Annotated in this window: 21 protein-coding genes and 1 pseudogene; all 22 read right to left on the reverse strand. The window is 38.3% G+C overall.

The window, feature by feature from the left end:
• Positions 1-18: 18 nt before the first annotated feature.
• Positions 19-726, reverse strand: a complete 708-nt coding sequence (locus NYE72_RS27935) for a response regulator transcription factor (protein WP_076317160.1) — start codon at positions 724-726, stop codon at positions 19-21.
• A gap of 180 nt (positions 727-906) precedes the next feature.
• A complete protein-coding gene (gene ligA, locus NYE72_RS27940) occupies positions 907-2,919 on the reverse strand; it encodes an NAD-dependent DNA ligase LigA (RefSeq protein WP_036678665.1) in 2,013 nt (670 codons plus the stop codon).
• 77 nt (positions 2,920-2,996) lie between these two features.
• Positions 2,997-5,336, reverse strand: a complete 2,340-nt coding sequence (pcrA, locus tag NYE72_RS27945) for a DNA helicase PcrA (protein WP_076317159.1) — start codon at positions 5,334-5,336, stop codon at positions 2,997-2,999.
• A 61-nt stretch (positions 5,337-5,397) separates the two neighbouring features.
• Positions 5,398-6,117, reverse strand: coding sequence for a heptaprenylglyceryl phosphate synthase (locus NYE72_RS27950; protein WP_094902717.1), 720 nt, complete (start codon positions 6,115-6,117; stop codon positions 5,398-5,400).
• Positions 6,118-6,343: 226 nt separating this feature from the next.
• Positions 6,344-7,210 carry a phosphatidylinositol-specific phospholipase C/glycerophosphodiester phosphodiesterase family protein gene (locus NYE72_RS27955; protein ID WP_094902719.1) on the reverse strand — a complete coding sequence of 289 codons (867 nt, stop codon included), beginning with the start codon at positions 7,208-7,210 and terminating at the stop codon, positions 6,344-6,346.
• Positions 7,211-7,318: 108 nt separating this feature from the next.
• On the reverse strand, positions 7,319-8,725 hold the full coding sequence (locus tag NYE72_RS27960) for an undecaprenyl-phosphate glucose phosphotransferase (protein ID WP_076107105.1): 1,407 nt from the start codon (positions 8,723-8,725) through the stop codon (positions 7,319-7,321).
• Complete coding sequence (locus NYE72_RS27965) at positions 8,722-9,675, reverse strand: glycosyltransferase family 2 protein (RefSeq protein WP_076297070.1); 954 nt, start codon at positions 9,673-9,675, stop codon at positions 8,722-8,724. The genes NYE72_RS27960 and NYE72_RS27965 overlap by 4 nt, the downstream gene beginning before the upstream one ends.
• A 108-nt stretch (positions 9,676-9,783) precedes the next feature.
• Positions 9,784-10,812, reverse strand: a complete 1,029-nt coding sequence (locus NYE72_RS27970; protein WP_339210899.1) for a glycosyltransferase family 2 protein — start codon at positions 10,810-10,812, stop codon at positions 9,784-9,786.
• Positions 10,813-10,873: 61 nt separating this feature from the next.
• Complete coding sequence (locus tag NYE72_RS27975; RefSeq protein ID WP_339210901.1) at positions 10,874-12,301, reverse strand: DUF6056 family protein; 1,428 nt, start codon at positions 12,299-12,301, stop codon at positions 10,874-10,876.
• 18 nt (positions 12,302-12,319) lie between these two features.
• The gene (locus NYE72_RS27980; protein ID WP_081383742.1) at positions 12,320-12,769 is read right to left on the reverse strand and encodes a GtrA family protein; all 450 of its coding nucleotides are present in this window, start codon (positions 12,767-12,769) and stop codon (positions 12,320-12,322) included.
• A gap of 1 nt (position 12,770) precedes the next feature.
• The gene (locus NYE72_RS27985; RefSeq protein ID WP_036678648.1) at positions 12,771-13,697 is read right to left on the reverse strand and encodes a glycosyltransferase family 2 protein; all 927 of its coding nucleotides are present in this window, start codon (positions 13,695-13,697) and stop codon (positions 12,771-12,773) included.
• A gap of 140 nt (positions 13,698-13,837) precedes the next feature.
• Entirely contained in the window at positions 13,838-14,701 is an 864-nt protein-coding gene (gene rfbD / locus NYE72_RS27990; RefSeq protein ID WP_036678647.1) for a dTDP-4-dehydrorhamnose reductase, read from the reverse strand.
• A gap of 24 nt (positions 14,702-14,725) precedes the next feature.
• Positions 14,726-15,748: a dTDP-glucose 4,6-dehydratase gene (gene rfbB / locus NYE72_RS27995; protein ID WP_036678645.1), complete on the reverse strand. Its 1,023-nt coding sequence runs from the start codon at positions 15,746-15,748 to the stop codon at positions 14,726-14,728.
• A gap of 30 nt (positions 15,749-15,778) precedes the next feature.
• Positions 15,779-16,330, reverse strand: coding sequence for a dTDP-4-dehydrorhamnose 3,5-epimerase (rfbC, locus tag NYE72_RS28000; RefSeq protein WP_036678644.1), 552 nt, complete (start codon positions 16,328-16,330; stop codon positions 15,779-15,781).
• Between the two features lie 19 nt (positions 16,331-16,349).
• Positions 16,350-16,979: pseudogene (locus tag NYE72_RS28005) on the reverse strand (sugar phosphate nucleotidyltransferase).
• Positions 16,976-18,115, reverse strand: coding sequence for a DegT/DnrJ/EryC1/StrS family aminotransferase (locus NYE72_RS28010; RefSeq protein ID WP_036678642.1), 1,140 nt, complete (start codon positions 18,113-18,115; stop codon positions 16,976-16,978). The pseudogene NYE72_RS28005 and the gene NYE72_RS28010 overlap by 4 nt, the downstream one beginning before the upstream one ends.
• Positions 18,116-18,139: 24 nt before the next feature.
• Positions 18,140-18,826: a hypothetical protein gene (locus NYE72_RS28015; RefSeq protein WP_036678641.1), complete on the reverse strand. Its 687-nt coding sequence runs from the start codon at positions 18,824-18,826 to the stop codon at positions 18,140-18,142.
• Between the two features lie 12 nt (positions 18,827-18,838).
• Complete coding sequence (locus NYE72_RS28020) at positions 18,839-19,945, reverse strand: glycosyltransferase (protein ID WP_339210904.1); 1,107 nt, start codon at positions 19,943-19,945, stop codon at positions 18,839-18,841.
• A 14-nt stretch (positions 19,946-19,959) separates the two neighbouring features.
• Positions 19,960-20,871: a glycosyltransferase gene (locus tag NYE72_RS28025; RefSeq protein WP_036678639.1), complete on the reverse strand. Its 912-nt coding sequence runs from the start codon at positions 20,869-20,871 to the stop codon at positions 19,960-19,962.
• Entirely contained in the window at positions 20,864-22,486 is a 1,623-nt protein-coding gene (locus NYE72_RS28030; protein ID WP_036678637.1) for a class I SAM-dependent methyltransferase, read from the reverse strand. The genes NYE72_RS28025 and NYE72_RS28030 overlap by 8 nt, the downstream gene beginning before the upstream one ends.
• Before the next feature lie 17 nt (positions 22,487-22,503).
• Positions 22,504-23,814, reverse strand: a complete 1,311-nt coding sequence (locus tag NYE72_RS28035) for an ABC transporter ATP-binding protein (protein WP_036678636.1) — start codon at positions 23,812-23,814, stop codon at positions 22,504-22,506.
• A 15-nt stretch (positions 23,815-23,829) separates the two neighbouring features.
• Entirely contained in the window at positions 23,830-24,633 is an 804-nt protein-coding gene (locus tag NYE72_RS28040) for an ABC transporter permease (RefSeq protein ID WP_051491033.1), read from the reverse strand.
• Between the last annotated feature and the right edge of the window lie 56 nt (positions 24,634-24,689).

Genomic DNA, 24,689 nt, shown 5'->3' on the forward strand with positions numbered 1-24,689 from the left:
AAGCCTCACCAAATCCTTTCAGGAAGGTCCGTCTAATTTATAGCCAACTCCCCAGACGGTTTGTATATAACGTGGGCGTTTCGAATCGATTTCGATTTTGTCTCGGAGATTACGAATATGTACCATCACTGTGTTACCGCCATCTAGAAAAGGTTCATTCCATACCTTATTGTAAATTTGCTCCAAGCTAAGCACTTGACCTTGGTGTCTCGCCAAAAGCTCTAGAATAGAGAATTCCCGCGGAGTCAGTTTAATCTTCTGCTGGTCTACATACACCTCATGCTTAGACGTATCTATAGTCAGATCCTCAAAGCTTAGTTTGTTGTCGTTTCCCAACGTATTACTATCCTTATTAAATCCGTGATAACGGCGCAGCTGTGATTTTACTCGTGCCACAATCTCCAAGGGATTAAACGGCTTGCCCACGTAGTCATCTGCCCCGAGGCTCAGGCCGGAGATTTTGTCCATATCTGTATTTTTGGCTGATAGTATGATAATTGGCATTTTCCGCTCTTCACGGATTTTCATACATGCAGCTAGCCCGTCCATTTTAGGCATCATGACATCAAGAATAATTAGATCAACTTCCTCTTTCTGCAGACATTCCAGCGCTTCCATTCCATCATAAGCCTTTAGCAGTCTATAGCCTTCATTACAGAGATAAATCGTTAACAGTTCTACAATTTCCTTCTCATCATCTACTAACAATATCGTTTCTCTCTTCACAGGAAGGGTTTCCTTTCAAATATAGTAATAAATATCTATAGCCTATATATTAGCAGATCATCCGAATTTTTTTCTAAAAAAGAATCGTTTAGTTGTATCCACGCAAAAAAGGCCCCTGCTCCTCTCGCACTTAAACGAAATGGAACCCGGAACCTTTTGGAATCGAATATAGTTTGTTACTTACATATCCAACAAGCGAATTAGCTCATCTTCATCCTCAATGACCTGAATGCCTAACTGCTGCGCTTTAGCCAGCTTACTGCCAGCTTTTTCACCAGCGATAACTAAATCTGTCTTCTTGGACACACTTCCGGACACCTTTGCTCCGAGTGCTTCCAGACGTTCAGCTGCTTCATCTCGGGTAAGCTTTTGCAAGGAACCGGTCAATACGACCGTTTTGCCACTAAAGAAGGAATCGGTACTAACAGGACGTGGCGCCTCAGGAGCCTTCGCTTCCACACCCAACGCCCGCAAGCGGGAAACATTAGCTACTACAACTGGATCTGCGAAGAAGCTGACAATGCTCTCGGCGACAATCCCACCAATGTCTGGTAACTCAGCGAGCTCCTCGGCTTTGGCCTGCATCACGGCATCCAGATCGCGGAAATGATCAGCCAACATCTTCGTCGTTGCTTTACCTGTGTTAGGGATCCCTAACGCAAAGAGAAATGAAGCAAGATCTCTACCTTTGCTATCTTCTAAAGCTTGCAGCAAATTCTGTGCTTTTTTCTCACCAAAACGGTTCAGCTGTACGAGCTGCTCAAAGTTCAGTTCATACAGATCCGCAGAGTCATGTACATTAAGCTCATCATAGAGCTGACCCGCCGTCTTCTCACTGAATGTCTCAATATCCATCGCATCACGCGAAGCAAAGTGGGTGATCCGACTGATAATCTGCGGCCTACAATTCAGTTTATTGTTACAGAAAAGATGTGCTCCGCGCATTTCTAACGGATATCCACAAGCTGGACAATCCTCAGGGAAAATAATCTCTCCACCGTCATTCTCCTCTGTTACCTTGCCGAGAATTTCTGGGATAACATCATTGGAACGGCGAATAAAGACCCGCGAACCTAAGGCGAATTTCAAGTTTTTGCGCTCAATATCACCCACATTATTCAGGGTGCAGTTCTGAACGGTAACTCCAGCAAGCTCTACAGCCTCAACCCGAGCCAGCGGAGTCACTTTACCTGTACGACCTACATTCCAGCTAACAGACTCCAGCACGGTCGTCGTTTCTTCGGCTTCAAATTTATAAGCTACTGCCCAACGTGGGAACTTGTCAGTGTATCCAAGCACCTCACGGATTCTGAAATCCGTGACCTTAATTACAGCCCCATCAATGAGGTAATCGAGACTCGAACGACTCTCCTCGATTCCAGCAAGCTGCTCAGTTACATCATCAAAATCATTGCAGTAGGTCAGGTATGGGTTCACTTTAAATTTGTTATTCCGCAGAAAATCCATCATTTCCTGATGATCAGCGAACTCCGCACCTTCTGCAAAGCCTACATTATAGAAAAAAGCGTTCAAACGGCGGTCCGCAGTAGTCTTCGGATTAAGATTACGCAGTGCACCTGCTGCTGCATTACGCGCATTCTTCAGCGGCTCTGCAGCCCTTGTATTATAATCAGCCAGCACAGACAGATTCATAATCCCTTCACCCTGAACCTCAATGACCCCATCCTTGAAGGGAATCGTCAATGGAACGGATTTGATGGTCTTCACCTGTGCAAGTATTCCTTCGCCAACTACACCATTGCCACGCGTCGATGCCTGTTCGAGAACACCATTACGATAGGTTAAATTCAGCGTTAAGCCATCGAACTTCAGTTCTACTGCATAACAAGGATCAGGAAGAGGGTTGTCTGGATTCTTGAGATTGTATTCATTCACTAACCGGAGCACCCGGGTATTCCAGCTGCGCAGCTGTTCAATATTCTGTGCTTTATCCAGACTCCAAAGCGGTGCCAGATGCCGATGCGGCGTGAAACCCTTAAGCAGCTCTCCACCTACACGTTGTGTGGGCGAATCCGGTAGTACGAAGCCACTCTCAGCCTCCAGTGCTACAAGCTTGTCGTATAAAACATCGTATTCCTTATCGCTGACTAGCGGTGCATCCAGCGTGTAGTAGTGGTAATTATAGTTATTTAATTCCGCAACAAGCTCTTCCATCACATGCATAGCATCCATGCAGGTACATCCCTCCGTCAATAAGTTTCCTAAAGTTAGCGTGGTCTAAATATCCGTTCGTTAATCGTTGTCTGTTATTATTCCACTTTGGTAATCGGTGCAAACCCCGCAAGCAGACGTTTCACACCCACGGGTGCCGGAAAAGCAATCTGTAGCTCCGTGTCATTCCCGCTGCCTTTAACAGATACAACGGTGCCCGTGCCCCATTTGCCGTGGGAGACCTTGTCACCCGCTTTGTAATCGCCAGCTGCAGCAGCCCCTGCTCCGGTAGCACGCTGTGCGCCTCCGGAGGTCACGGTCACGCTGCTCTTGCTTGCCGCCGCTGACGCCGTGCTTCCGCCGCCTGCCGGTGTAGCTCCGGCGGCGCCACCTCGGCCGCCAAAGTTCCCACGGCCACCGCTGCCGAAGCCACGTCCGCCGTAAGCACCGCCTACCTCCGCGCCTCCGCGCTGGAAGCGGTCTTGAGTCTTAACGGTATCTTCCTTCAGTTCCTCCGGAATCTCCTCCAAGAAGCGGGACGGTTGGTTCGCCGTCGTCCGCCCAAAGAGCGTGCGCATCCGCGCACAAGAGAGAAACAGTTGTTTCTCCGCGCGGGTGATCCCTACATACGCAAGCCGGCGTTCCTCTTCCAGCTCGTCGTTGTCCTGAAAGGCACGGCTGTGTGGGAACACGCCTTCTTCCATTCCGACGATAAATACCGTCGGGAACTCCAGACCTTTGGCGCTGTGCATCGTCATTAACACAACCGCATCACTACGATCCTCTTCATCATTGTTCACACTATCGATATCTGCGATAAGTGCAAGATCCGTGAGGAAGGAGACCAGCGACTTGTCTTCATTGTTTTTTTCAAACTCCATCGTCACCGATAAGAACTCATCGATATTCTCTAGCCGCGAACGTGATTCGAGTGTATTTTCATTTTGCAGCTCCAAACGGTACTGCGACATCTCCAGTATTTTTTCCGTCAATTCGGTTACAGACAAGAACTCCACCATACGATGCAGAGCTTCAATCATATCGTAGAACTCTACTAGCATATTCCGCGTCCGTCCAGCAAAGCCCAAATCATCGACCGTTTGCAGAACGCGGAAAATAGAAACACCACGTTCACCAGCCGCAGCTGCCAGCTTACCAACCGTTGTATCTCCTAATCCACGCTTAGGAACATTAATAATACGCGTCAGGCTGATATCATCATCAGGGTTAGACAGTAAACGTAGATACGCCAGCAGATCCTTGATTTCTTTACGATCATAGAACTTGATCCCGCCAACGATTTGATATGGAATATCTGATTTGATCAGAATTTCCTCTATTACCCGTGACTGAGCATTCGTCCGATACAAAATCGCGTGATTCTGGTAGGCTTGACCTTGTTTCACATTTTTGCTGATTTCTCCGGTTACAAAATACCCCTCGTCATGCTCGGAATCGGCCCGGTACACCTTAATCTTGGCGCCTTCCTCGGAATCGGTCCACAGCTTTTTCGGTTTACGGCCACTATTAAGCGCGATTACCCCATTGGCTGCATTCAGGATATTAGCGGTTGAACGGTAATTCTGTTCTAGCAGAATCGTCTTCGCTTCCGGATAATCCTCTTCAAAATTAAGAATGTTCGTAATATCCGCTCCACGCCAGCGATAGATCGACTGGTCACTATCCCCTACCACACAAATGCGGTGGTGGCTGTCTGCCAGCATGCGGCACAACATGTATTGTGCTCTGTTCGTATCCTGATACTCATCCACATGGATGTATTTGAATTTCTTTTGGTAAAAATCCAGAACCTCGGGAACTTCCTTAAATAATTCGATAGTCTTCATAATCAAATCATCAAAGTCAAGCGAGTTATTGCTTCTCAAACGTCTTTGGTACATTTTATAAACCTTAGCAACTAAACCTTCGAAATAATCACCGACTTTTTGCTCATACTGCGCCGGAGTAATCAGTTCATTCTTAGATGCGCTAATTATGGCTTGTACAGCTTTCGGTTCGAATTTTTTCGTATCAATATTCAGTTCCTTCATGCAATTACGAATGACTGATAACTGGTCCGTAGAGTCCAGAATCGAGAAGTTGGAGGTAAATCCAATCCGCTCAATATCCTTCCGCAAGATCCGAACACACATGGAGTGAAAGGTGGATACCCAAATATCTCTTCCCTCAGGTCCCACGAGCTTAGATACACGTTCCTGCATTTCCCTCGCAGCTTTATTCGTAAATGTAATCGCCAAAATCGCCCAAGGCGGCGCCTTTCGATTGGCAATCAGCCAGGCAATTCTGTGAGTCAGCACTCTCGTCTTCCCACTGCCCGCACCAGCCATAATCAAAAGGGGTCCTTCAGTAGTTTCGACAGCCTGCCTTTGTGGAGGATTCAATCGGCTGACCGCGTCTTGTATGTTAATAAGTTGCATGTGTAACATGCTCCTTTCCAAAAATGAAATTACAAATCATAAGTAGTCCATAAGCTAGCCGCTACTCGAACTGCTCTTGCACCGTCTTTTTAACAGCTAATACCGTACGAATTGCCTGCTCTACATCCCGATAAATAATATTGCCGACAACTACTGTATCACATAGAGCTGCTGCCTGCTCGGCCTCCGCCTCACAAGTAATGCCGCCTCCATAAAATAGTTGGGCTTGCTCCACCATCTCACGCACTATACGTACTGTCTCCATCTCCCCAAATCTACCGCTATATTCAAGATAGACTATTGGCAGTGACATCAGCTTGTCCGCAACCTGGGCATACGCAGCCGCCTCTTCAGCATTAATGGTTGTCTCGGCCCCTGTAATCCGCGCAACTGAAGAATCACTGTTCAAAACGACGTAACCTTCCGTTAGCAGCTGATCCCATGGGATCATAAATCCATAACGCTCTATAGCTCGACGATGATGACCTACAATCCAAGCTGGATCGGGTGTATTTAGCACCATAGGAATCATATAAAGATCAAATCCGGGTACAGCAGCTTCAAGTTCGGATACCTCGAGTGCACAGGGCAGCTCAAAACGTCTTACTCTTGATAAGAGATCTACTGTATTCTCATAGGTTACTCCTGTAGAGCCCCCTATCAATATGGCATCCGTGCCGGACAAGCAAACGGCCTCCAAATCCTCATCAGAAATCATACGATCCGGGTCCAACTTAAACACATGCCGCCAAGGTTTGATCATTTGCTGTACTGATTTCATGAGAATCATCCTTAATTGTCATTTGGGCAAGACAAAACACTCCTGCCGCCGCAAAAGATATAGATCTAGTCTATGCCAGCACAGGAGGTGTGTCAATTTAAAGCGAACAAAAATACGAACATTTTTTCGTATATAAATTTGGGGTCCCCGCAAAGTATCAGAATACGCATCTGAGAAAAGCACCACTTTGTGGGGATATATTAGTGGTAATGAGTGGAGAAAGATTTCAGCGTATACCTTTGAGGTCATTCAAATCATTTTCAGGCACAAAATCACTATAAAATCCGTCTACACCCATACGAGATAACTCTCTAATCTCATCCTCTTCATCCACTGTATGAACGTATACACGAGCTCCGATATTTTTTAACTGTTTGACAAAACTCTTGGTGGCCCGGCTAACTGGCATCGTAATATCCACACCTGTTTTTTTAACAAACTCAATAACTTGTTCATCCGTATCCTTAGATTGGTACAGGGTGTAAAGCACTTCTGGAAAAGAATACACCTTATTGATCTCATCAAGCATCGGCTGATTGTAGATCTGTGGAACTATCCGCTCCAACAACGCTGGATCCCGACGCTGCGCCGCTTGGGTCAGCAATGTAAATTGCTTCTCTATAAGATCCGGTTGGATTTCTTTGGTATCCGTAACGATATAAGCATCTGGATAATTCTGCATTAGATCAAGCACCTTCTCAATATCAAGGGGAGAGTATATATTCAGGATGGGGCTGTCCATAAATTCCTCGTAATCTAGTGCCACACCCTGTTTATTAGCAGGGAGAACCTCCAACTGACCTAAAAGCTTGCTCATATTGCCTGTCCATTCATGCCGAGCAACCAACTGATCATCCTTCGATAGCAAAAAATCAACTTCAAATACGCGAGTGCCCCGTTCATAGTTAGCGACAAATGCCTCCCAAGCATTGGTATACGCATAGCCGTTGATTCCCCCCATGGCATGTGCAACGATTTTGTGCGCTTCAAAGCCGCTCACGGGTTGCTCTTCCTCTTTGTTCAACGTTATTACAAGAATCATTATTAGTGCGACAATCATTACTACGGTTGCAATAATCTTTTTCTTATTCATAGTTGTGAGTTTCCTTTACAAAGTTTAGATTAGAAATTTAATACCCCGCTCTGCCAGTGGCAAAACGGGGTATTATTAAAATTTCACAAATCTAAATAAGTGCAGGTCTCAATATGCGTTTTTGTTAACGAAGCCGTTGCGAATCGTTTTGAAAATAATTCGGATGTCGAACAGTAAGGACCAGTTCTCGATATAGAAAATATCGTGCTTAATCCGTTCCTCAATTGAAGTGTCCCCGCGCAGCCCATTGCTCTGTGCCCAGCCCGTAATTCCTGGACGCACATGGTGCTTCACCATATACTTCGGAATTTCATCACGGAATTGTTCTACATAAAATGGTCGTTCTGGCCGTGGGCCAACTACACTCATATGACCCAGTAACACATTAAAAAATTGCGGAAGCTCATCCAGACTTGTCTTACGGATAAAGGTTCCAAATCGAGTTCTACGAGGATCTTCCCGCGTACTCCAACCTGTATCCTCTTCCCCGTCCTGCTGCATCTTCATTGAACGAAACTTATACATCATAAAATTACGCCGATTAAGTCCCACCCGTTCCTGCCGGAATATAATCGGTCCCGGTGAGGTAAGACGTACGCCGAGAGCTACGATCAGCATCACGGGAGATATCATAATAATCGCGAATAGAGAGAACACGATATCAAACAAACGTTTTGCCATCTTATTCCCCGTCATATCCAGTGGAATATCACGAACATTAATCATTGGCATACCTGCGAAGTTATCAAAGTAAGGACGCGCCGGTAAATAATCAAAGAAATCCGGAATAATCAATGTGCGTACCCCTGCTTTTTCACAGGCCGCAATAATCGAAGGGTATTTAGAATGCGCATCGAGCGGCAAGGCTAGAATAACCTCATCCACAGGCAGCATCTCCAGCATTCCGGATAACTGATCGACCGTTCCCAAGATCGGTTTATACCGTTGCTCCTCAATCCCGTCCCAAGTATGGTAATCGTCTAAAAAGCCAATGGCTTCATAACCGAGCTCTGGATATTGCTCCAAATTGTTATAGAATCTTTTGCCGAGTGTACCTGCACCGATGATAAGTACGAACTGACGATTCAATCCTTTTTCCCGCAAAGATTTAAGCATCTTCTTCAGCACATAACGGTAAAGCATAATGGAAAGAACATTAAACCCCATATAAATAGCCAGATATGTACGGGAGATGTCAATTTCTTTCACGAAGAACATTAGACCGAGCAGGATGAAAATACTCATGATATGCACTTGGAAAATCTTAATAAATTCATCGACAAAACGTTTCTTACGCTTAGGCAAATAAAGCGATAAAAGGATACCGATTAAGACAGCTACTGCACCATAAATCATACTCCAATAAGCGTAAGACTCTACAGGCAGCGTGTTATAGGATTCCATCCATCCGCTCTTGAACTTGATCCACCAAGCCGCTAAAAAGGACAGTTGGATGACAAGAAAGTCAGCAACCATATAGAGCTGTGTCAAAAATTTCTGATTCCGCCGAATCATAATCTCACCTCAGTATTCTTATCGTTACGAGCGCCTGTTTCCGTAGCAGAGTTAAGACTCTGTGCAGGTGATGGAACTGCTTTAGGAAAGATTAGGGCATTCCGCAAAAGGGACAGAGCAAATTTCACACCAACACCAGCATATACTGTTCCATTTATAATACTGTTGTACTTCCTACTATAATGCTTACGATGAAATAAAATCATTGCCCTATGAAATTCATAGACGATCTTGAACGGTCTACGTCTGGCACTGCCGCCCTTAAGATGTACGATGGAGGTCTTCGGATAATAATAAATCTCCCACCCAGCCTCTTTAATACGATAGCACCAATCTAAATCCTCACCGTACATAAAAAACTCTTCATCTAATCCGCCCACCTGATCAATCGTCTCCCGCCGCAGCAGCATAAACGCACCCACCAGACAATCTATCGGGTAATCAAGATCAGGGTCCAGATAACCTAACTGGTAACCGTTAAACTTCGGTCGATCCGGAAACAACTTACTGAAACCAAAAGCATAATAGAAGGAAGCTGACGGTGTAGGAAATCCACGCTTACACGCTTTATCCAGCGACCCGTCTGGCAAAATAATCTTACATCCTGACGCCCCAACATCGGACCGACCATCCATAAAGGAGATCATCGTCTCCAGCGTGTCCCTACGTACCACCGTATCTGAATTGAGCAATAGTACATACCGTCCGGATGAAGCTTCCATCCCCTGATTATTTGCACGGGCAAAACCGACATTGTCGTTATTTGCGATCAACATGACACTTGGAAACTCTCTACCAATCATCTCTACCGAATCATCATGGGAATTGTTGTCTATCAAAATAATCTCATAGGAATAGTTCGTTTCTGAGTCATATACCGACCTGATACAGTCCATCGTCAGGCGACACGTGTTGTAATTGACAATAAGTATGCTTACATCTACATTCACTGCGTAACGCTCCTGACAAATATAGTAATCTACCGACAATTATTATAACATAAAACCTCCCTGAGAGGAGGTGACCTTTCAGGGAGGTTTTTCCAGATACTGTTTGATTTACGTGTTCTTTCGCTCTTTTACGATGGTCTGTATATATTTTCGTTTCTTTTTTAACGCTGGGAGCTGAGTGAAAAAGGATTTCCACGCTACGATTAACTTCGGCTCTCTCAGAAGCATATAACCATGAGCGGCAATTTCATAGGGAAGGGAAATCAAGATTGTCTTCAGCATAGTTCGAGCCGATTCATTCTTGTAGATCATTTTGTAGCGATTAATGTAAGATATTCGCCGGATGAACATTGGTTTGGTACTACGGCCAGACGTTTTCCACCCACGTTCATGATACCCAATTGCCTCAGCATCATAATACCCCTGCCAGCCAAATAGCTGGGCTCTCCAAGCCACATCCACATCTTCCTTATATGCAAAAAAATCTGCATCAAAAAACTCCCCATCAACACTAACGTCTTCAATCATCCGCCGAGAATACATCGCCGCTGCCCCAGATACACCAAATACTGTCCCCGACTGTGTCCATTGTTCTGCTGACTCACCCGCACCACGGTCAAACGCACGACGTGCTTTGTTCATCCGAAGACCAGTGCTATCCACTAATCCGTGATCAGCCTTTAGCAAAAGCTTACCTGTGGCGCTGCCAATTAAAGGATTTTGCTCCAGCCGTGTAACTAATCTAGATACGTAATCCTTCGCTAGTATCAGATCTGGATTTAGGACAAGTACGTAGTCAGTATCTGTGACACCGATAGCTTTATTGTGAGCATGCGCGAAACCAGTGTTACATAAGTTCTGATATACAAACAATTGTAGGTCAGTGATTTCAGATGATTTTTTATCAATATTTAAAATTTTCTCATCCGGGAAGATAGCCATAAGGGGTTTACCCATAGGATCGACAAAGCTTGATGCTTCTCTTAATTTCTCTATAGTATCATCTTTAGAGTCATTATCCACAATCACAATACATTTTAGTGGATAATCCTGTGCAAGGACTGCCTTTAAACAATCTACAATATCATCAGTACTATTATATGTAACTAGTTGTACACTAACGGTTTTGGTAAGCATGATAATCCTCAGATCCTTATGATGTTGACATTATTCAAGAATTTTTTCGAATTTGTTCTTATCAATAAAGAATGATATAAAAGGTGAGATGCCTCAGTGCCAGAAAAACTAAAATAGCTTCATAATAAATCCAAATTCTAAATAGAGCTTTTGACTCTGTTATAGTATTTAATAAAACAGAAAGTAAAGTCGCTAGTAGTATTAATAAGAGAATGTCAGTCGCATAAAAAACTCTATGCCCTGAGGCATATATAGTTGGTGAAAAACTAATAACAATACTTGAGGCTAAAGCAGCCATATAAAAGAGAACACTCACAATTGTTATCCTAGAATTTCCAAATAACTTCACAATAGACAAGGCAATACAAAGAAAAACTAGTAAGCCCAATAATATCGAAACATTCATACTTACTGATTTTGAATTATAATCACTGAATATTTTGGGGAGATCATATAAATTATCAAACATAGAAATTTTATTGCTTTTAATGAACATTTCAAGAGTTTGATCAAATGCCGTAGTAACATTCCCTGGTCTGCTTTTTGCAGAAATTATGCGTATACCGAAATATGCCACCGGTACTAAGGACATTATTCTATACATTATTCTTTTATTTTTTGTGAACATCAATATTGTAATGAGTAATGAGATTATAAACATTATAGAACTAGCCTCATTAACAAGATGCCAAAGACTATAAAACAACCCATAAAATAATTTCTTAAACACGGAAAACGTTTCATATTCCGGGAATAATGAAGCTTCCGAGGCAAATCTTTTGACATTCCCAGGTGCTGTATAACCTATAATAGCATTAATTATGACAACTGCTAAAACAAGCATAGAAGGTATATGTATTTTCTTTTTCTTAAGAGCAGAAAGTAAAATTAGAATTGTGCTAAAAGTAATCACAATCGCAGCTATTTGCTCTGAGTATGCAGCATATATCCCAGCCAATAAATTAAAAATTATTAACTTATTATTATACTCCTTCTCGAAATAATTATAAATTATAGGGATTAAACTAAATAAACCAAGAGCAGTAGGCCAAAGATAATTAAAAGATCCAGTAACCCAAATGCTACCACTCCAAAAAACTGCATCAGGTAATAAAAAAATGGACAGGCAAATAGATATTATCAAGTATGTCTTTTTCTCTCTTCTATCTCCAGTTATGGCTAATACAATCTTATACATAGTTAAAAATAGCAAGATAAAAATCATGGTATTTAGTATTTTCCAAACAATTGGATCTAGAACTATTATACTTGTAAGGAAATAATTAATCATAATTCTGCCATTCCAATTTAAATAGTAATTTTTGACAAATTCAAAAGAACTCACATCAGTTAGAGCCTTTTTAAATTCAATATCATCTGAAATATTACTATCCACATGTAGATTCACTATAAACATAATAATTGAAAAAAATATAAACAGTAATGTAACATTATATTTATTGGAAAACTTTTTTATATGATCTATCATATGTCAAATCCTTTACGATTATTTTCTAAATACTAATAAACGCTGTCCTAAATAGTTCAAAATTGTATATAACCCCATACCGAATAACATTGCTAGTTGTTCATTAGTTTCTATTGAAAACTTTAAAGAAAGTAAATTTATAATTTCTAGTATAAGGCGCTTAGATATAAGAAAACCAACTAAATAAGATACTGAGCTTACTAAAAAGAATTGAAAAAATGATTTGTAGTCGAAGTTACCATATTTAAAAGTAAAGGTCTTGTTTAAGAAATAACTAATAACCCCACCAAATAAATAGCTCAATGCACTTGAACTCCAGTATCCAAATCCAAAATAATTATACAACAGGAACATAGTAATTGCGCCCAAAATTGTATTAAATACACCAACGAGTAGGAACCTTATGAGCTTATTATTAGTTAGTTTCATACATACCTCTTGTGTCTTTTCCACAACTATATTTTTCATGCTATCCTTCTTGTTTTACTATATATATTGGACGCCCTTTTGTTTCCAGATAAATATTCGCCAAATAATTCCCTATAATTCCAGTGCAAAAAAGTTGAATCCCTCCAACAAAAAAAACTATAGATGCTAGTGAAGGCCAGCCAGTTACAGGATCACCCCACAATAAAGTTTTAGAGATAATAACCAAAATAAGAACAAAAGAAGCAAAACAAAAAAACAAGCCTATTAATGAAGAAAGAGCAAGCGGAACAGTAGAAAATGCGACAATTCCTTCAATCGAGTAAATAAAGAGCTTCCAGAAAGACCACTTAGTCTCACCAGCTACCCTTTCAATATTTTCGAATTCAAACCATTTGGTTTTAAAACCTACCCAACCAAAAATACCTTTTGAAAAGCGATTGTATTCTCCCATTGATAATACCGCATTAACCATTTGACGAGTCATTAGTCGGAAATCGCGCGCTCCATCAATAATTTCAGCCTTTGATATTTTTTTTACGATTCTATAAAACATTCTTGCGAAGAAAGAACGTATTACGGGTTCACCATTTCTTGAATTTCTTCTTGTAGCAGCACAATCGTATCCTTCCTCTTTAATAGACTTAAGCATGTTAGGAAGGAGTGCTGGTGGATCCTGCATATCCGCATCCATTACTGCAACATAATCGCCTTTGGAATATTTAATACCTGCATATAAAGCTGCTTCTTTTCCAAAATTCCGTGAGAAAGATATAAATCTAACGCGATTATCTGAATTAGCAAGATCTTTAATAATATCTAAAGTGTTATCAGATGACCCATCATCCACAAAAACAAATTCAAATTCAACCTCGTTCATTAATTTAGCAATCCGTATTATTTCATTATAAAAAATAGGAAGACTTTTCTCTTCATTATAACAAGGGATACAAATGCTTATAATCTCCATAATTCATAACTCATCCTTTATATTTAATACTAATATGGCAGTTAAAATTAATTAATTAACCCTTATTTAGTACCTAATACTAAATAAGGGCTATTCAAAGACCTAGTTCTCTTCCCGTTACGGGGATAATGTTACCACTATTACTTTTTAAGTTCTAGCAGAAAGCTTCTCAAACCTTCACGCCAGTGACGTATATCCTGAAAACCGTTTGTACGTATTGACAAATGCTCCATCACAGAATTACGAGGGCGTGGTGCAGGACGTATAAATTGTTCCGTAGAACACGGGTTAAGTTTGGCCGTAAAACTCAAATCCAAAATAGCCTCAGCCTCTACAAAAATCGCTTGTGTAAATTCAAACCAAGTACAAGAATCACTATTTGACGCATGGTATACACCATACTTCTCAGTTTGGATAAGCTCAAGCAAGAATTGAGCTAAATCGACTGTATATGTTGGCGAACCTTTTTGGTCATCCACTACCTGTAGTAATGGCTTTTCCTGACCAAGCTTTAGCATCGTTTTGACAAAGTTATTCCCATGCTTACCATACACCCAAGAAGTCCGCACGATAAAATATTTAGATGACAAGCTTTGAACTAATATTTCACCAGCTCGCTTAGACTTACCATAGATGCTTTTAGGATCTGTATTATCGTACTCATGGTAAGGCTGTGATCCTAAACCATCAAATACATAATCCGTGCTGATATACACCAGTTTAGCTCCAATTTTCTCAGTAGCAAGAGCTACATTCCGGCTTCCAGTTGCATTTATTAAATATGCAACATCGATGTCACTTTCTGCCGCATCTACCGCGGTATGAGCAGCGCAATGAATAACCACATCTGGTCCAAACCCACCAATAACTTGGATACATTGATCCAGATCAGTAATATCCATCTCCTGACGATCGCAAGCCAACACTTCGTGACCTTGATGCTGGAGCAGTAAAACTACGTCCTGACCCAGTTGTCCGGCCGCACCTGTAACAAGTACCTTCATAGCTAGTTTACCCCCGTATCAAAATTACAATGAGTCACCTAAACGATCACCATATTGCTGTTCAGCGTATTTTTGGTATTCCCCAGATTGAATACGGGTCCACCACTCGCGGTTATTGAGATACCATTGGATAGTTTCTTTAATACCTGTTTCAAACGTATGTTTCGGCTTCCATCCCAGTTCATTCATAATCTTAGTTGGATCAATCCCATAACGGCGATCATGACCTGGACGGTCTTGAACATAAGTGATCAAAGAATCAGGTTTGCCTAGTTCCTGCAATACCGTGTTTACAATATGCACATTCGTACGTTCATTATTACCGCCAATGTTGTAGACTTCGCCGTTCACACCCTTGTGAATAACCAGATCAATCGCGCTGCAATGATCCTCAACATACAACCAGTCACGGATATTCATTCCATCGCCATAAACAGGCAACGCTTGATCAGCAAGAGCGCGGGAGATCATGAGCGGAATAAGCTTTTCCGGGAATTGGTACGGGCCATAATTGTTTGAGCAGCGGGTAATATTCACTGGCAGTCCAAACGTTTCGTGATATGCACGTACTAGCAAGTCTCCGCCTGCTTTGCTTGCTGAATATGGACTATTAGGAGCCAAAGGAGTTTTTTCGGTGAATAATCCAGTCGCACCCAGTGATCCATATACCTCATCCGTAGATACTTGAACAAACTTAGTGATACTGTATTTTTTCGCCGCATCCAAAAGTACTTGTGTTCCAAGTACATTCGTCTTCACAAACACTTCCGGCTCTAAAATACTCCGATCCACATGCGATTCAGCCGCAAAATTAACAACGACATCCACACCCTGGCTAATCAGTTCATCCATCGCAGTAACATCTGTAATATCAGCCTTCACGAACGTATAGTTCGGATGATTCTCGATCGATTTTAGGTTCTCCAGATTACCTGCGTAAGTCAATGCATCCACGTTGACGATTTCGTAATCAGGATGTTGTTGCATCATGTACAGCACAAAGTTGCTGCCGATAAACCCAGCTCCGCCAGTAACTAACAGTTTCATTTATAACCCACCTTTTGTTCAATGAGATGTTTACATTTCGAAGTTTAACTCCGCATCCTTCAGTAAAGGATGACGTTGATCTTTATCCGATAATATCGCACTAGAAGTTGGCCAACCAATACCCAGCGCTGGATCATTCCATAATATGCCACGATCATTCTCAGGGGAATAATATTCGTCCACCTTATATAACACTTGGGTATTAGGTACTAATGTACAGAAGCCATGAGCGAATCCTTTCGGAACAAGCAACTGTCGCTTATTATATTCGCTAAGTATTACACCTACCCATTGCCCAAAGGTAGGCGAATTAAGACGAATATCAACAATCACATCGTAAATAGCACCCGATAAGACACGAATTAACTTAGTCTGAGATTTGGGATTAAGCTGGTAATGGAGACCACGCAAAACACCCACCTCAGCAGATAGGGAGTGGTTGTCTTGAATAAAATTATGAGTTATACCTAACTTGTTCATTATTTCTTCATTATAACTTTCCATAAAAAAACCACGATTATCACCATGAACCACAGGCTCTATTAAATTTGCACCAAACAGTTGAAGAGGAATTACCTTCATAACCTCTCCTCCTTCACCATTATAATTTCAGCTTACCGAACTCATTTCCAAACACAACAGATTGTGCTAGTTCATTCGCCTTAGCTAAGGACACATGCGTACCAACATCTGTCCACCAACCTTGCAGAATATCATAGGTTAACTCATCTCTTACAATATATGCATTATTTACATCTGTGATCTCTAATTCACCACGTGCGGATGGCTTTAAGCTTTTAACTATTTCATACACATGACTATCAAACATATAGATACCGGTTACTGCGTAATTCGATTTTGGTTCAGCCGGTTTCTCTTCAGTTGAAAGAATTCGCCCATTACGAAGCTCTGGAACACCATTTTTTTGGGGATCAGATACTTCTTGAATCAATATTTTAGCCCCTTGTTTTTGATCAACAAAGTTTTGTACATATTGCGTAATATCATCTTCAAAGACGTTATCTCCAAGTATTACAACCATTTGATCATTACCAACAAATTGTTCAGCTAAATCTAAAGCTTGTGCAATCCCACCTGCTTCATCTTGTACTTTATATGTAAAGCATAAATGTCATAGGATATTTACCTACAGGAAGCAAGTGTTATTAGTAACTTTAGTCAAAGGAAATAGACGAGAACCAGTACCTCCAGCAAGAATTATGCCTTTCATAATGACCTTCTATGGATTATATCTATATTTTTACATATTAAATCAACTATGTCATAACTTAAATCAGGATATATAGGTAGAGTTAGGATGTTATCACTTATTTTCTTAGCATTAGGCAATTCAATATTTGAATACTCCTCTTTAAAACAACTATAATCAGTTGCCAATGGATAAAAGTATTTTCTAGTGAAAATATTATTGTCCCGAAGGATTTCATATAGAGTATTTCTGGATACTCCGTACTTTTCTTTATCAATTACAATAGGAAAGTAAGAGTAGTTATAAACTATATTTGACTTTTTGTAATCCAGAAGACTTATTCCTGGAATCTCCCCAAGTAAGTCTACATATCTTTCTGTTACCAATTTTCTTTTTTCAATATTTTCCTGAACATGATTTAAGTTCACGAGTCCCATTGCTGCTTGGAACTCATTCATTTTTGCATTATAACCAACAATTTCAACAGTTTCAGGACCGCTAATACCAAAGTTTTTATAAAGATCAATTATTCTTTTATATTCGTCATTTTTATAAACTAATACTCCACCTTCAATTGAATGAAAGAGTTTCGTAGCATGAAGACTAAACATCGAAATATCTCCGAACTGACTTATAGGTTTACCATTAATCTCAACCCCAAATGCATGTGCAGCATCATATAATACTTTTAAATTGTATTTCTGAGCAATCCTCTCAATAGCGTCTACATTACATGGAGTTCCAAATACATGTACGGGCATTATGGCACTCGTATTTTCATTAATAAGTGCTTCTATTTTGGTACAATCAATATTATAGTCACTTAAATCAATATCACAGAAAACTGGTTTTAAATTATTATTGACAATAGCATGAGTAGTTGAAGCAAATGTAAACGGAGTAGTTATAACCTCACCAGTGATCCCTAAAGTCTTAATGGCTGTTTCTAAAGCCATGTGTCCATTTACGAGAAGACTAACATTATTAATGGATAAAAAATCAATTAGCTTTTTCTCGAATTCTTGGTGCAACTCTCCATTATTCGTAATCCAAGAATTATTCCAGAGACGTTCAATTTCTGCAGTAAACTCCGAAAAAGGAGGCATATAAGTCTTTGTTACATTGACAGGTGTTTCTAATTTAATTAATTCATTCATTATGAGTTGCCCTCCACTTATAAATCATGTAGACATTTTTGTTGCAGCCTTAGAAATAACTATTGTAGAATCCTCAACATTCTTAATTATTATTGCCCCTAACCCAACAATACTTTTAACACCTATATTAGTTTTTTCTCTAACACAAGCTCCTGCACCAATTAATGTTAACTCACCTATAGACACATTCCCTGAGATGACTGCTGCAGGATTAATAGTGCAGAAATCACCAACTGTAGAATCGTGACCAATATTACAGGATCGATTTAATAATATAAAATTCCCTAGTTTCACATTAACAGTAAGATTTACTCCTGAACAGATTACATTTCCATACCCCATATTATTATTAGAACTTTTAGACAATTTAGAGAGAGGGTGTATTAAATTAGGAAAAACAATATTCGATTTATTTAAATCCATAATTTCTTGATATATCTTTTCTTTAATCTTTGGATCCGCTAAACCAATTATCACACCGATTACCGGGAATTTGTCGCTATACCCGGAAAATTCCACATTAGAAGTAATAATCTCTACATCTTCAATAGATTTACCAATTTCATTTGGATCATTAGTCACAAAACCAACCAAATGATATATATTAGTATACGAATAATCATTTATTTCATCTATTAAAGCTTTGATTTCTTTAGCACACCCTCCAGTACCATAAATAACAATCGGTAATCCATTCCACTCATTTAACATGCTTACCGGCTCCTATTTTTTAAAAAATTTCCTGATTGTTGAATATAGGTTTGTATCTTTTTGTATTTTCCGTTTAGCACTTTCCACTACCACCTGATGAAATGACGTTTCAAACACATCAATAATATCAAGTTTACCAGTATATGCGAAGAAATCATTGGCACTAAAATTATACTTTTCTTTTAAAACTCTTCTTGTGTTTTCATTTTTCAAAAGAATGCTAAGTTTTCGTAAACCAATAAGAACGTAAATAGGTTTTATATCAGGGGATATTTCTTTTAAATAAGCGAATGCTTTTTCACATTCAATTTCTTCTTTCGTATATAAGGCGTTCGATTCATCTAGAAAACCTTCAACAAAATCTTCGTCTTTTATTTCATCAAAAAAGTTACTCATAATAATAAAAAGCTCATTTTTATTCCTAATTCTATTTTCATAAGTAACAGAACTAGTATTCATTTCATTAGATAATATTCTAAAGTTAACTAATTTTTCTTCCATTACATGAATATTGAATTTTTTAATAACATTTATCCACATTGAAAAATCCGGTAATTGCCTCAAACTCGGATCATACAATCCAACTTCGTTATACACTTCCTTTTTAATAAGCATCGATGGATGACAAAAGCAATTTAATTTATAAAATAATTGTTTTAACCATTGCCCAGAAGACTTATTATTTTGAGTGAATGCATCTGCCCAAAAATAATCTGTTTTTGATAATACTCTTCCTGCTTCATCAATAAAATTGGCGTCTGAAAAAACACAATCCACACTATCACTTTCTTCTAAAAAGTGCACTTGTTTCTCTAATTTATCTATTTCCCAATAATCATCTGAGTTTAACAAAGCAATATACTCTGATGATGAGTTTATTATTCCATGATTAAGTGTATCAACTGCTCCCTGATTTGTTTCAAATCCATAAAATTTAATCCTGGGATCTTCATATTTCTTTATCACATCTACAGAGTTGTCAGGTGATGCATCATCAATAATTAGTAATTCAAAATTTTCATACGTTTGGTATAAAACACTCTCTATAGCTTTTCCAATGAATTTTGAATGGTTATAGGATGGAATAATTATAGAAACTTTCGGATTAGTACTTTTCAATTTCTGCACCTGCTCTATTTATAAAATTTTGGGGGTATTATACCTTTTAAGAGTGATGTTGCAAATGGAGGAAGGTATTTCTTTACTTTTTGTTTAATACTCTCTTTACTAGTAATAATCAAAGGACCATCTATATTATCTATTCTATCCTGAAGTCTTCTTTTATGAGCATTGAACTCTTCATGATACAGACCATCTAGATATTTATCATACTGCTCTATCAAGGAAACAGTATCTTTCAACTTTTCCAATTCCTTCTTCTGACTCCAAGTTCCGTTCGGATGCAAGCGATACACAGACATCACTTCGGGGAGATAGGCAATCAGTCCATTCTGGGCTACCATTATATTCGTCATCCAGTCATAAACTGTCAACTCATATAAAGAGCTATCTAATTGCTTCAAATACTTAGCCTTATATACGCAAGTAGAAAAATTACCTATAAAATTGTCCAGTACAAGTTCAGAGACTGTGATCAACTGGAAACTATGATCCCAATTCCAAGGTTGAACATTATATCTCTTTTTCTTCATGTCATGTACCACAAATTGATTAAAGGTCATAACACAAGCTTTATTAGACTCTAGAAAATCCACATGTTTTTGGATTTTCAAAGGATCAGTCCAAAAATCATCACCTTCTAGAATAGCTATGTATTCTCCCTTACATGCAGCAAAGCCTCTCTTATAGTTTAGCGTTATCCCCAAATTACTCTCATTAGCTAAAATCCTGAATTTCCCAGGATGATTCTCAGCATATTGCTGAATTATACTCATAGTACTATCTTTTGAGCAGTCATCTGCTACTACAATTTCATAATCAAACGTCGTTTTTTGTTCTAGAATACTGTCTATTGCTTGATTGATATAACTCTCGTGATTATATGTCACCAATAGAATACTACATTTTGTAATTGAATCAGTCATTTTTTCTTCTCCTTAATTTATCAATGATTGGTTCTAATCTTGTTATTAACTTATAGGCCTTTCTATTCTTAATAGCTTCGATTTCTTTTTCTAATTCACTTTTCTCTTTTGAAATCCCCAAATTATTCAACTCAATCATTTTAAGTACTTCATCTTTCTTCTTAAACTCATCATCAAACCAATTTTCTCGTGACTCATTCATTTCTTGCATTTCTTGATTTCTCTGTATCAGATCTTCATTTGTTAACTTTAAATTCTTAATCCTTGTTTTGAGAGTTTGATTCTTCATCCGTAATTTTTTTACAAAATTCATATATTTATATTTAGTATGTTCCCAATCACTATTCGCTTGTAATTTTGAAATCAAATTCTCTGATATATCTAGTACAGGAGTACTATATTTAAGCAGACACGAAACTGATCTAATATAAGTGCCTTGCATAACCTCAATAACAATTTGAGGATCATTATTAAGAAACATATATTGATTATTCTCTGTAGAGAAAGCATTTGAACTCAGTGTATATTCTTTGTTTTTTAAATTATCTTGATTTGTTAATTCTAAATCTAAAATTTCAATAATGCACTTAGTAGCAGAAGGATCTATTCTAATCTTATTGGCTAAAGCAGGAAGATCGAAATTAACTTGAAATACTTTTTGGGATTTTTCTACTTTAAAAGATTCACTTTTTGATTCACTGTACCCCTGACCATCATCCCAGTATATTTGAAGGTATAAATTATCTTTATCAAGATCACCTCCATTTTTTTTGTTGTTATCTGCATTCATTTTATGAGTTGACATAAAGTCAATCATATTTTCATGATGCGATATCATTGCATAATCTTCCGAGGTCATTTCTGCACTTATTTTTTTGAAAAGCGAAGGCAAGTTATCAATTCTTTTTTCGAATCCATTTTTGCCATATATAATAAACGTACGTACTGATTCTTCATTATTAAAATCTTTATAAAATAATTTTTCATTGTAAAAACTATTTACCGTATTCCAGTACTCATATATATCAGGATGTAATCCTGTCTTAAACTCCATTTGCATAAATTTCTCGAACAGAAAAATTGAAGCATGGTTAAATTGATTCCACTCTCCATTAAATTCATCCATCTTATCTTTAATTAATTGAAGATCAGGCAAACCATTTTCCTGATGTTCTTTACTCCATAGTATTTCACCGTTATATAAATAATGAAAAAAAGCACCTAATCTCTCTTCCACTTCCTCTATCCCGTTATTTGAAAACGGCGCTGAAATTATAAATCCATATTTAGATACTCTTTCAATTTCAGATAGAAAATCATTTCTCTTATGCAGAGGAATATGTTCAAGGACATCCAGCCCAATAACAAAATCAAAGTAATTATTATCAAAGCTAAGGTTAGTAGCATCACCCTGTATGAATGATGGATCATTTAATAACTCTTCAGGAAGGAGTAAATCCAAATATTTTATATTCTTATTTTCAACAAAGTTCTCTAAATTTTTATGTTCATTCGCCCCTACTTCCAGAATAGAAAGTTCAAGTTCTTTAATCCCCAATAATTCAAAAATAATCTCTACCATCTTATAACGTTGAAATTGATGAAATGGAATCACAACTCAAAATTCACCTCCTAATTAACTCTACTTATCTGTATTTCATTTGGAATATATAACTTGTTCCAGATCTTATAAGGATCCCTTTCGCGCATTTCAAATATATATGAGTTCTCTGTATAGTCTACGAATAACGATGTTCTATTTTTTATAGTTGAGGTAGAAAGAACAGTAGAAAAATTATACATTCCTTCTACTAAGGGTAAGCGCGTTTTGAATTCAACAATTATCTTCTGACCTGCTTCGCCAGATATTTCGCCGATTTCCTCAATCAAAGTATTACTGCCTAAATATTCGATGTTTTGTTTATCTCTAATATGATACCCAACAGAAATTTGACATTTTTTATCAAATTTTATATGCATTCTAATTTTAATTTTGTCATTAAAATCAGCTGTTATAACTGGATTATTGTTGCTATCTAACACTTCTAGCTCTGTTAAAATCGCATCACGGGTCCCCTGCCTGAAATATTCCACTTTCTCCATAAACTCAGAATTCTCTTTGAAGACAAGATTGTCATCCAAGGAAACCTCATCGAGATGGTACAGTTTATCTTCCGAGTTCACTCTCCCCTTAGTATTATTGTTCATTTGATCTCTAACATATTTAGCATACATATCTACTACCTTTTCAGCATCTCCGTAAGCTTCAAGATTTCCGTTTTTCAAATATATAGCCTTTTTGCACAAGGACTTAACAGAATTCAAATCGTGACTTACGTATAAAACTGTAACTCCCTGGAGAAATAATTCTTTCATTTTCGTTATACATTTCGCTTGGAAATACATATCTCCAACACTTAGAGCCTCATCGACTATTAAAATATCAGGTTGTACATTGATAGCAACAGAAAAGGCTAACCTTGCAAACATACCACTACTATATGTTTTAACTGGTTGATAAATATACTCCCCTAGTTCTGCGAACGAGAGGATTTGCTCAAGTCTTTCTTTTATTTCTTCTCTTTTAAAACCCATCATCAAACCGTTTAAATAGATATTTTCAATACCTGTATACTCAAAGTTAAATCCGGCACCAAGCTCCAAAAGTGCAGCTACTTTTCCATTCACTTCTGAGATACCACTTGATGGCGTTAATACTCCGGTTATAATTTTTAACAAAGTTGATTTACCAGATCCATTCTCTCCAATAATACCTACAATATCTCCCTTATCTATAGTGAAATTGAGATTCTGAAGAGCATGGTGCTCAGAATACAACGTCTTCTTTCGATAAAATAAAGACTCCTTGAGCCTATCCATAGGAGTTTTATATAGTTTATAAGTTTTGCTGACATTTTGAGCGCTGATCGCTATAGTTTCCATTTCCAAACCACCTTATCAAAGCACATCAGAAAGATGTGGTTTAAGTTTTCTAAATACTTTTATTGATATAGCAAAATTAACTATGACTACAAATGCAAAGTAAAGTGTCAATTTGTATTTCTCATAAAACCAAATTTTATTAATCATAGAATCTCGAAAACCTTCTACGATATAATAGAATGGATTTAATTTAAACAAAAAAATCATATGCGGAGACAAAACATCTACAGACCAAAGAATTGGCGTTAACCACATACCAAACTGCAAAATAATAGACAATACGTACGAGAAGTCTTTAAAAAATGGAGTAATTGCTGCGGTTAACCAAGATATACTAGAAATAAGAATTATATTACATAGGGTATAATATATAATTTGAACCGCAAAAAAACTAATAGGATAACCATAACTAATAAAAAAGGAGAATAAGATTATAATGAAAAACAGATGCACTAAGAATGCCGAGAATATCTTTACTAATGGTAATAATTCAATTCTAAAAACAACCTTCTTAACTAAATAATTATACTCTAAGAAACTATGTGTCGCTGTTGTTAATGCTTCAGAAAAATAGAACCAAGGTATAATCCCAGATACAAACCATAAAACGAAAGGTGCGTTTAAATCAGCCGGGGCGCTGACTTTCAAACCCTTTTCAAAAACAAACCAATAAACCAGTATAGTAACTAATGGCATTAGTAACGCCCATAACAATCCAAAATATGAACCAGCATATTTTGATTTGAAATCATTAATAGCTAAACTTTTAGTTAAGGAACATATATTTTTGATCCTCTTCATGTACGGTTCTTTCCTCATTTGTGCGTCTCCTTAGTAAAATCATATATATATTATTATTGCATTTATTACCTATA

Source organism: Paenibacillus sp. FSL L8-0333 (assembly GCF_037965665.1).
Lineage (GTDB): Bacteria > Bacillota > Bacilli > Paenibacillales > Paenibacillaceae > Paenibacillus_AQ > Paenibacillus_AQ odorifer.

Excerpts from the sequence above, each read along its gene's own strand:
- ligA (WP_036678665.1), bottom strand. The coding sequence starts at position 2,919 with ATGGATGCTATGCATGTGATGGAAGAGCTTGTTGCGGAATTAAATAAC.
- pcrA (WP_076317159.1), bottom strand. The coding sequence starts at position 5,336 with ATGCAACTTATTAACATACAAGACGCGGTCAGCCGATTGAATCCTCCA.
- NYE72_RS27950 (WP_094902717.1), bottom strand. The coding sequence starts at position 6,117 with ATGAAATCAGTACAGCAAATGATCAAACCTTGGCGGCATGTGTTTAAG.
- NYE72_RS27955 (WP_094902719.1), bottom strand. The coding sequence starts at position 7,210 with ATGAATAAGAAAAAGATTATTGCAACCGTAGTAATGATTGTCGCACTA.
- NYE72_RS27960 (WP_076107105.1), bottom strand. The coding sequence starts at position 8,725 with ATGATTCGGCGGAATCAGAAATTTTTGACACAGCTCTATATGGTTGCT.
- NYE72_RS27970 (WP_339210899.1), bottom strand. The coding sequence starts at position 10,812 with ATGCTTACCAAAACCGTTAGTGTACAACTAGTTACATATAATAGTACT.
- NYE72_RS27975 (WP_339210901.1), bottom strand. The coding sequence starts at position 12,301 with ATGATAGATCATATAAAAAAGTTTTCCAATAAATATAATGTTACATTA.
- NYE72_RS27980 (WP_081383742.1), bottom strand. The coding sequence starts at position 12,769 with ATGAAAAATATAGTTGTGGAAAAGACACAAGAGGTATGTATGAAACTA.
- NYE72_RS27985 (WP_036678648.1), bottom strand. The coding sequence starts at position 13,697 with ATGGAGATTATAAGCATTTGTATCCCTTGTTATAATGAAGAGAAAAGT.
- rfbD (WP_036678647.1), bottom strand. The coding sequence starts at position 14,701 with ATGAAGGTACTTGTTACAGGTGCGGCCGGACAACTGGGTCAGGACGTA.
- rfbB (WP_036678645.1), bottom strand. The coding sequence starts at position 15,748 with ATGAAACTGTTAGTTACTGGCGGAGCTGGGTTTATCGGCAGCAACTTT.
- rfbC (WP_036678644.1), bottom strand. The coding sequence starts at position 16,330 with ATGAAGGTAATTCCTCTTCAACTGTTTGGTGCAAATTTAATAGAGCCT.
- NYE72_RS28010 (WP_036678642.1), bottom strand. The coding sequence starts at position 18,115 with ATGAATGAATTAATTAAATTAGAAACACCTGTCAATGTAACAAAGACT.
- NYE72_RS28015 (WP_036678641.1), bottom strand. The coding sequence starts at position 18,826 with ATGTTAAATGAGTGGAATGGATTACCGATTGTTATTTATGGTACTGGA.
- NYE72_RS28025 (WP_036678639.1), bottom strand. The coding sequence starts at position 20,871 with ATGACTGATTCAATTACAAAATGTAGTATTCTATTGGTGACATATAAT.
- NYE72_RS28035 (WP_036678636.1), bottom strand. The coding sequence starts at position 23,814 with ATGGAAACTATAGCGATCAGCGCTCAAAATGTCAGCAAAACTTATAAA.
- NYE72_RS28040 (WP_051491033.1), bottom strand. The coding sequence starts at position 24,633 with ATGAGGAAAGAACCGTACATGAAGAGGATCAAAAATATATGTTCCTTA.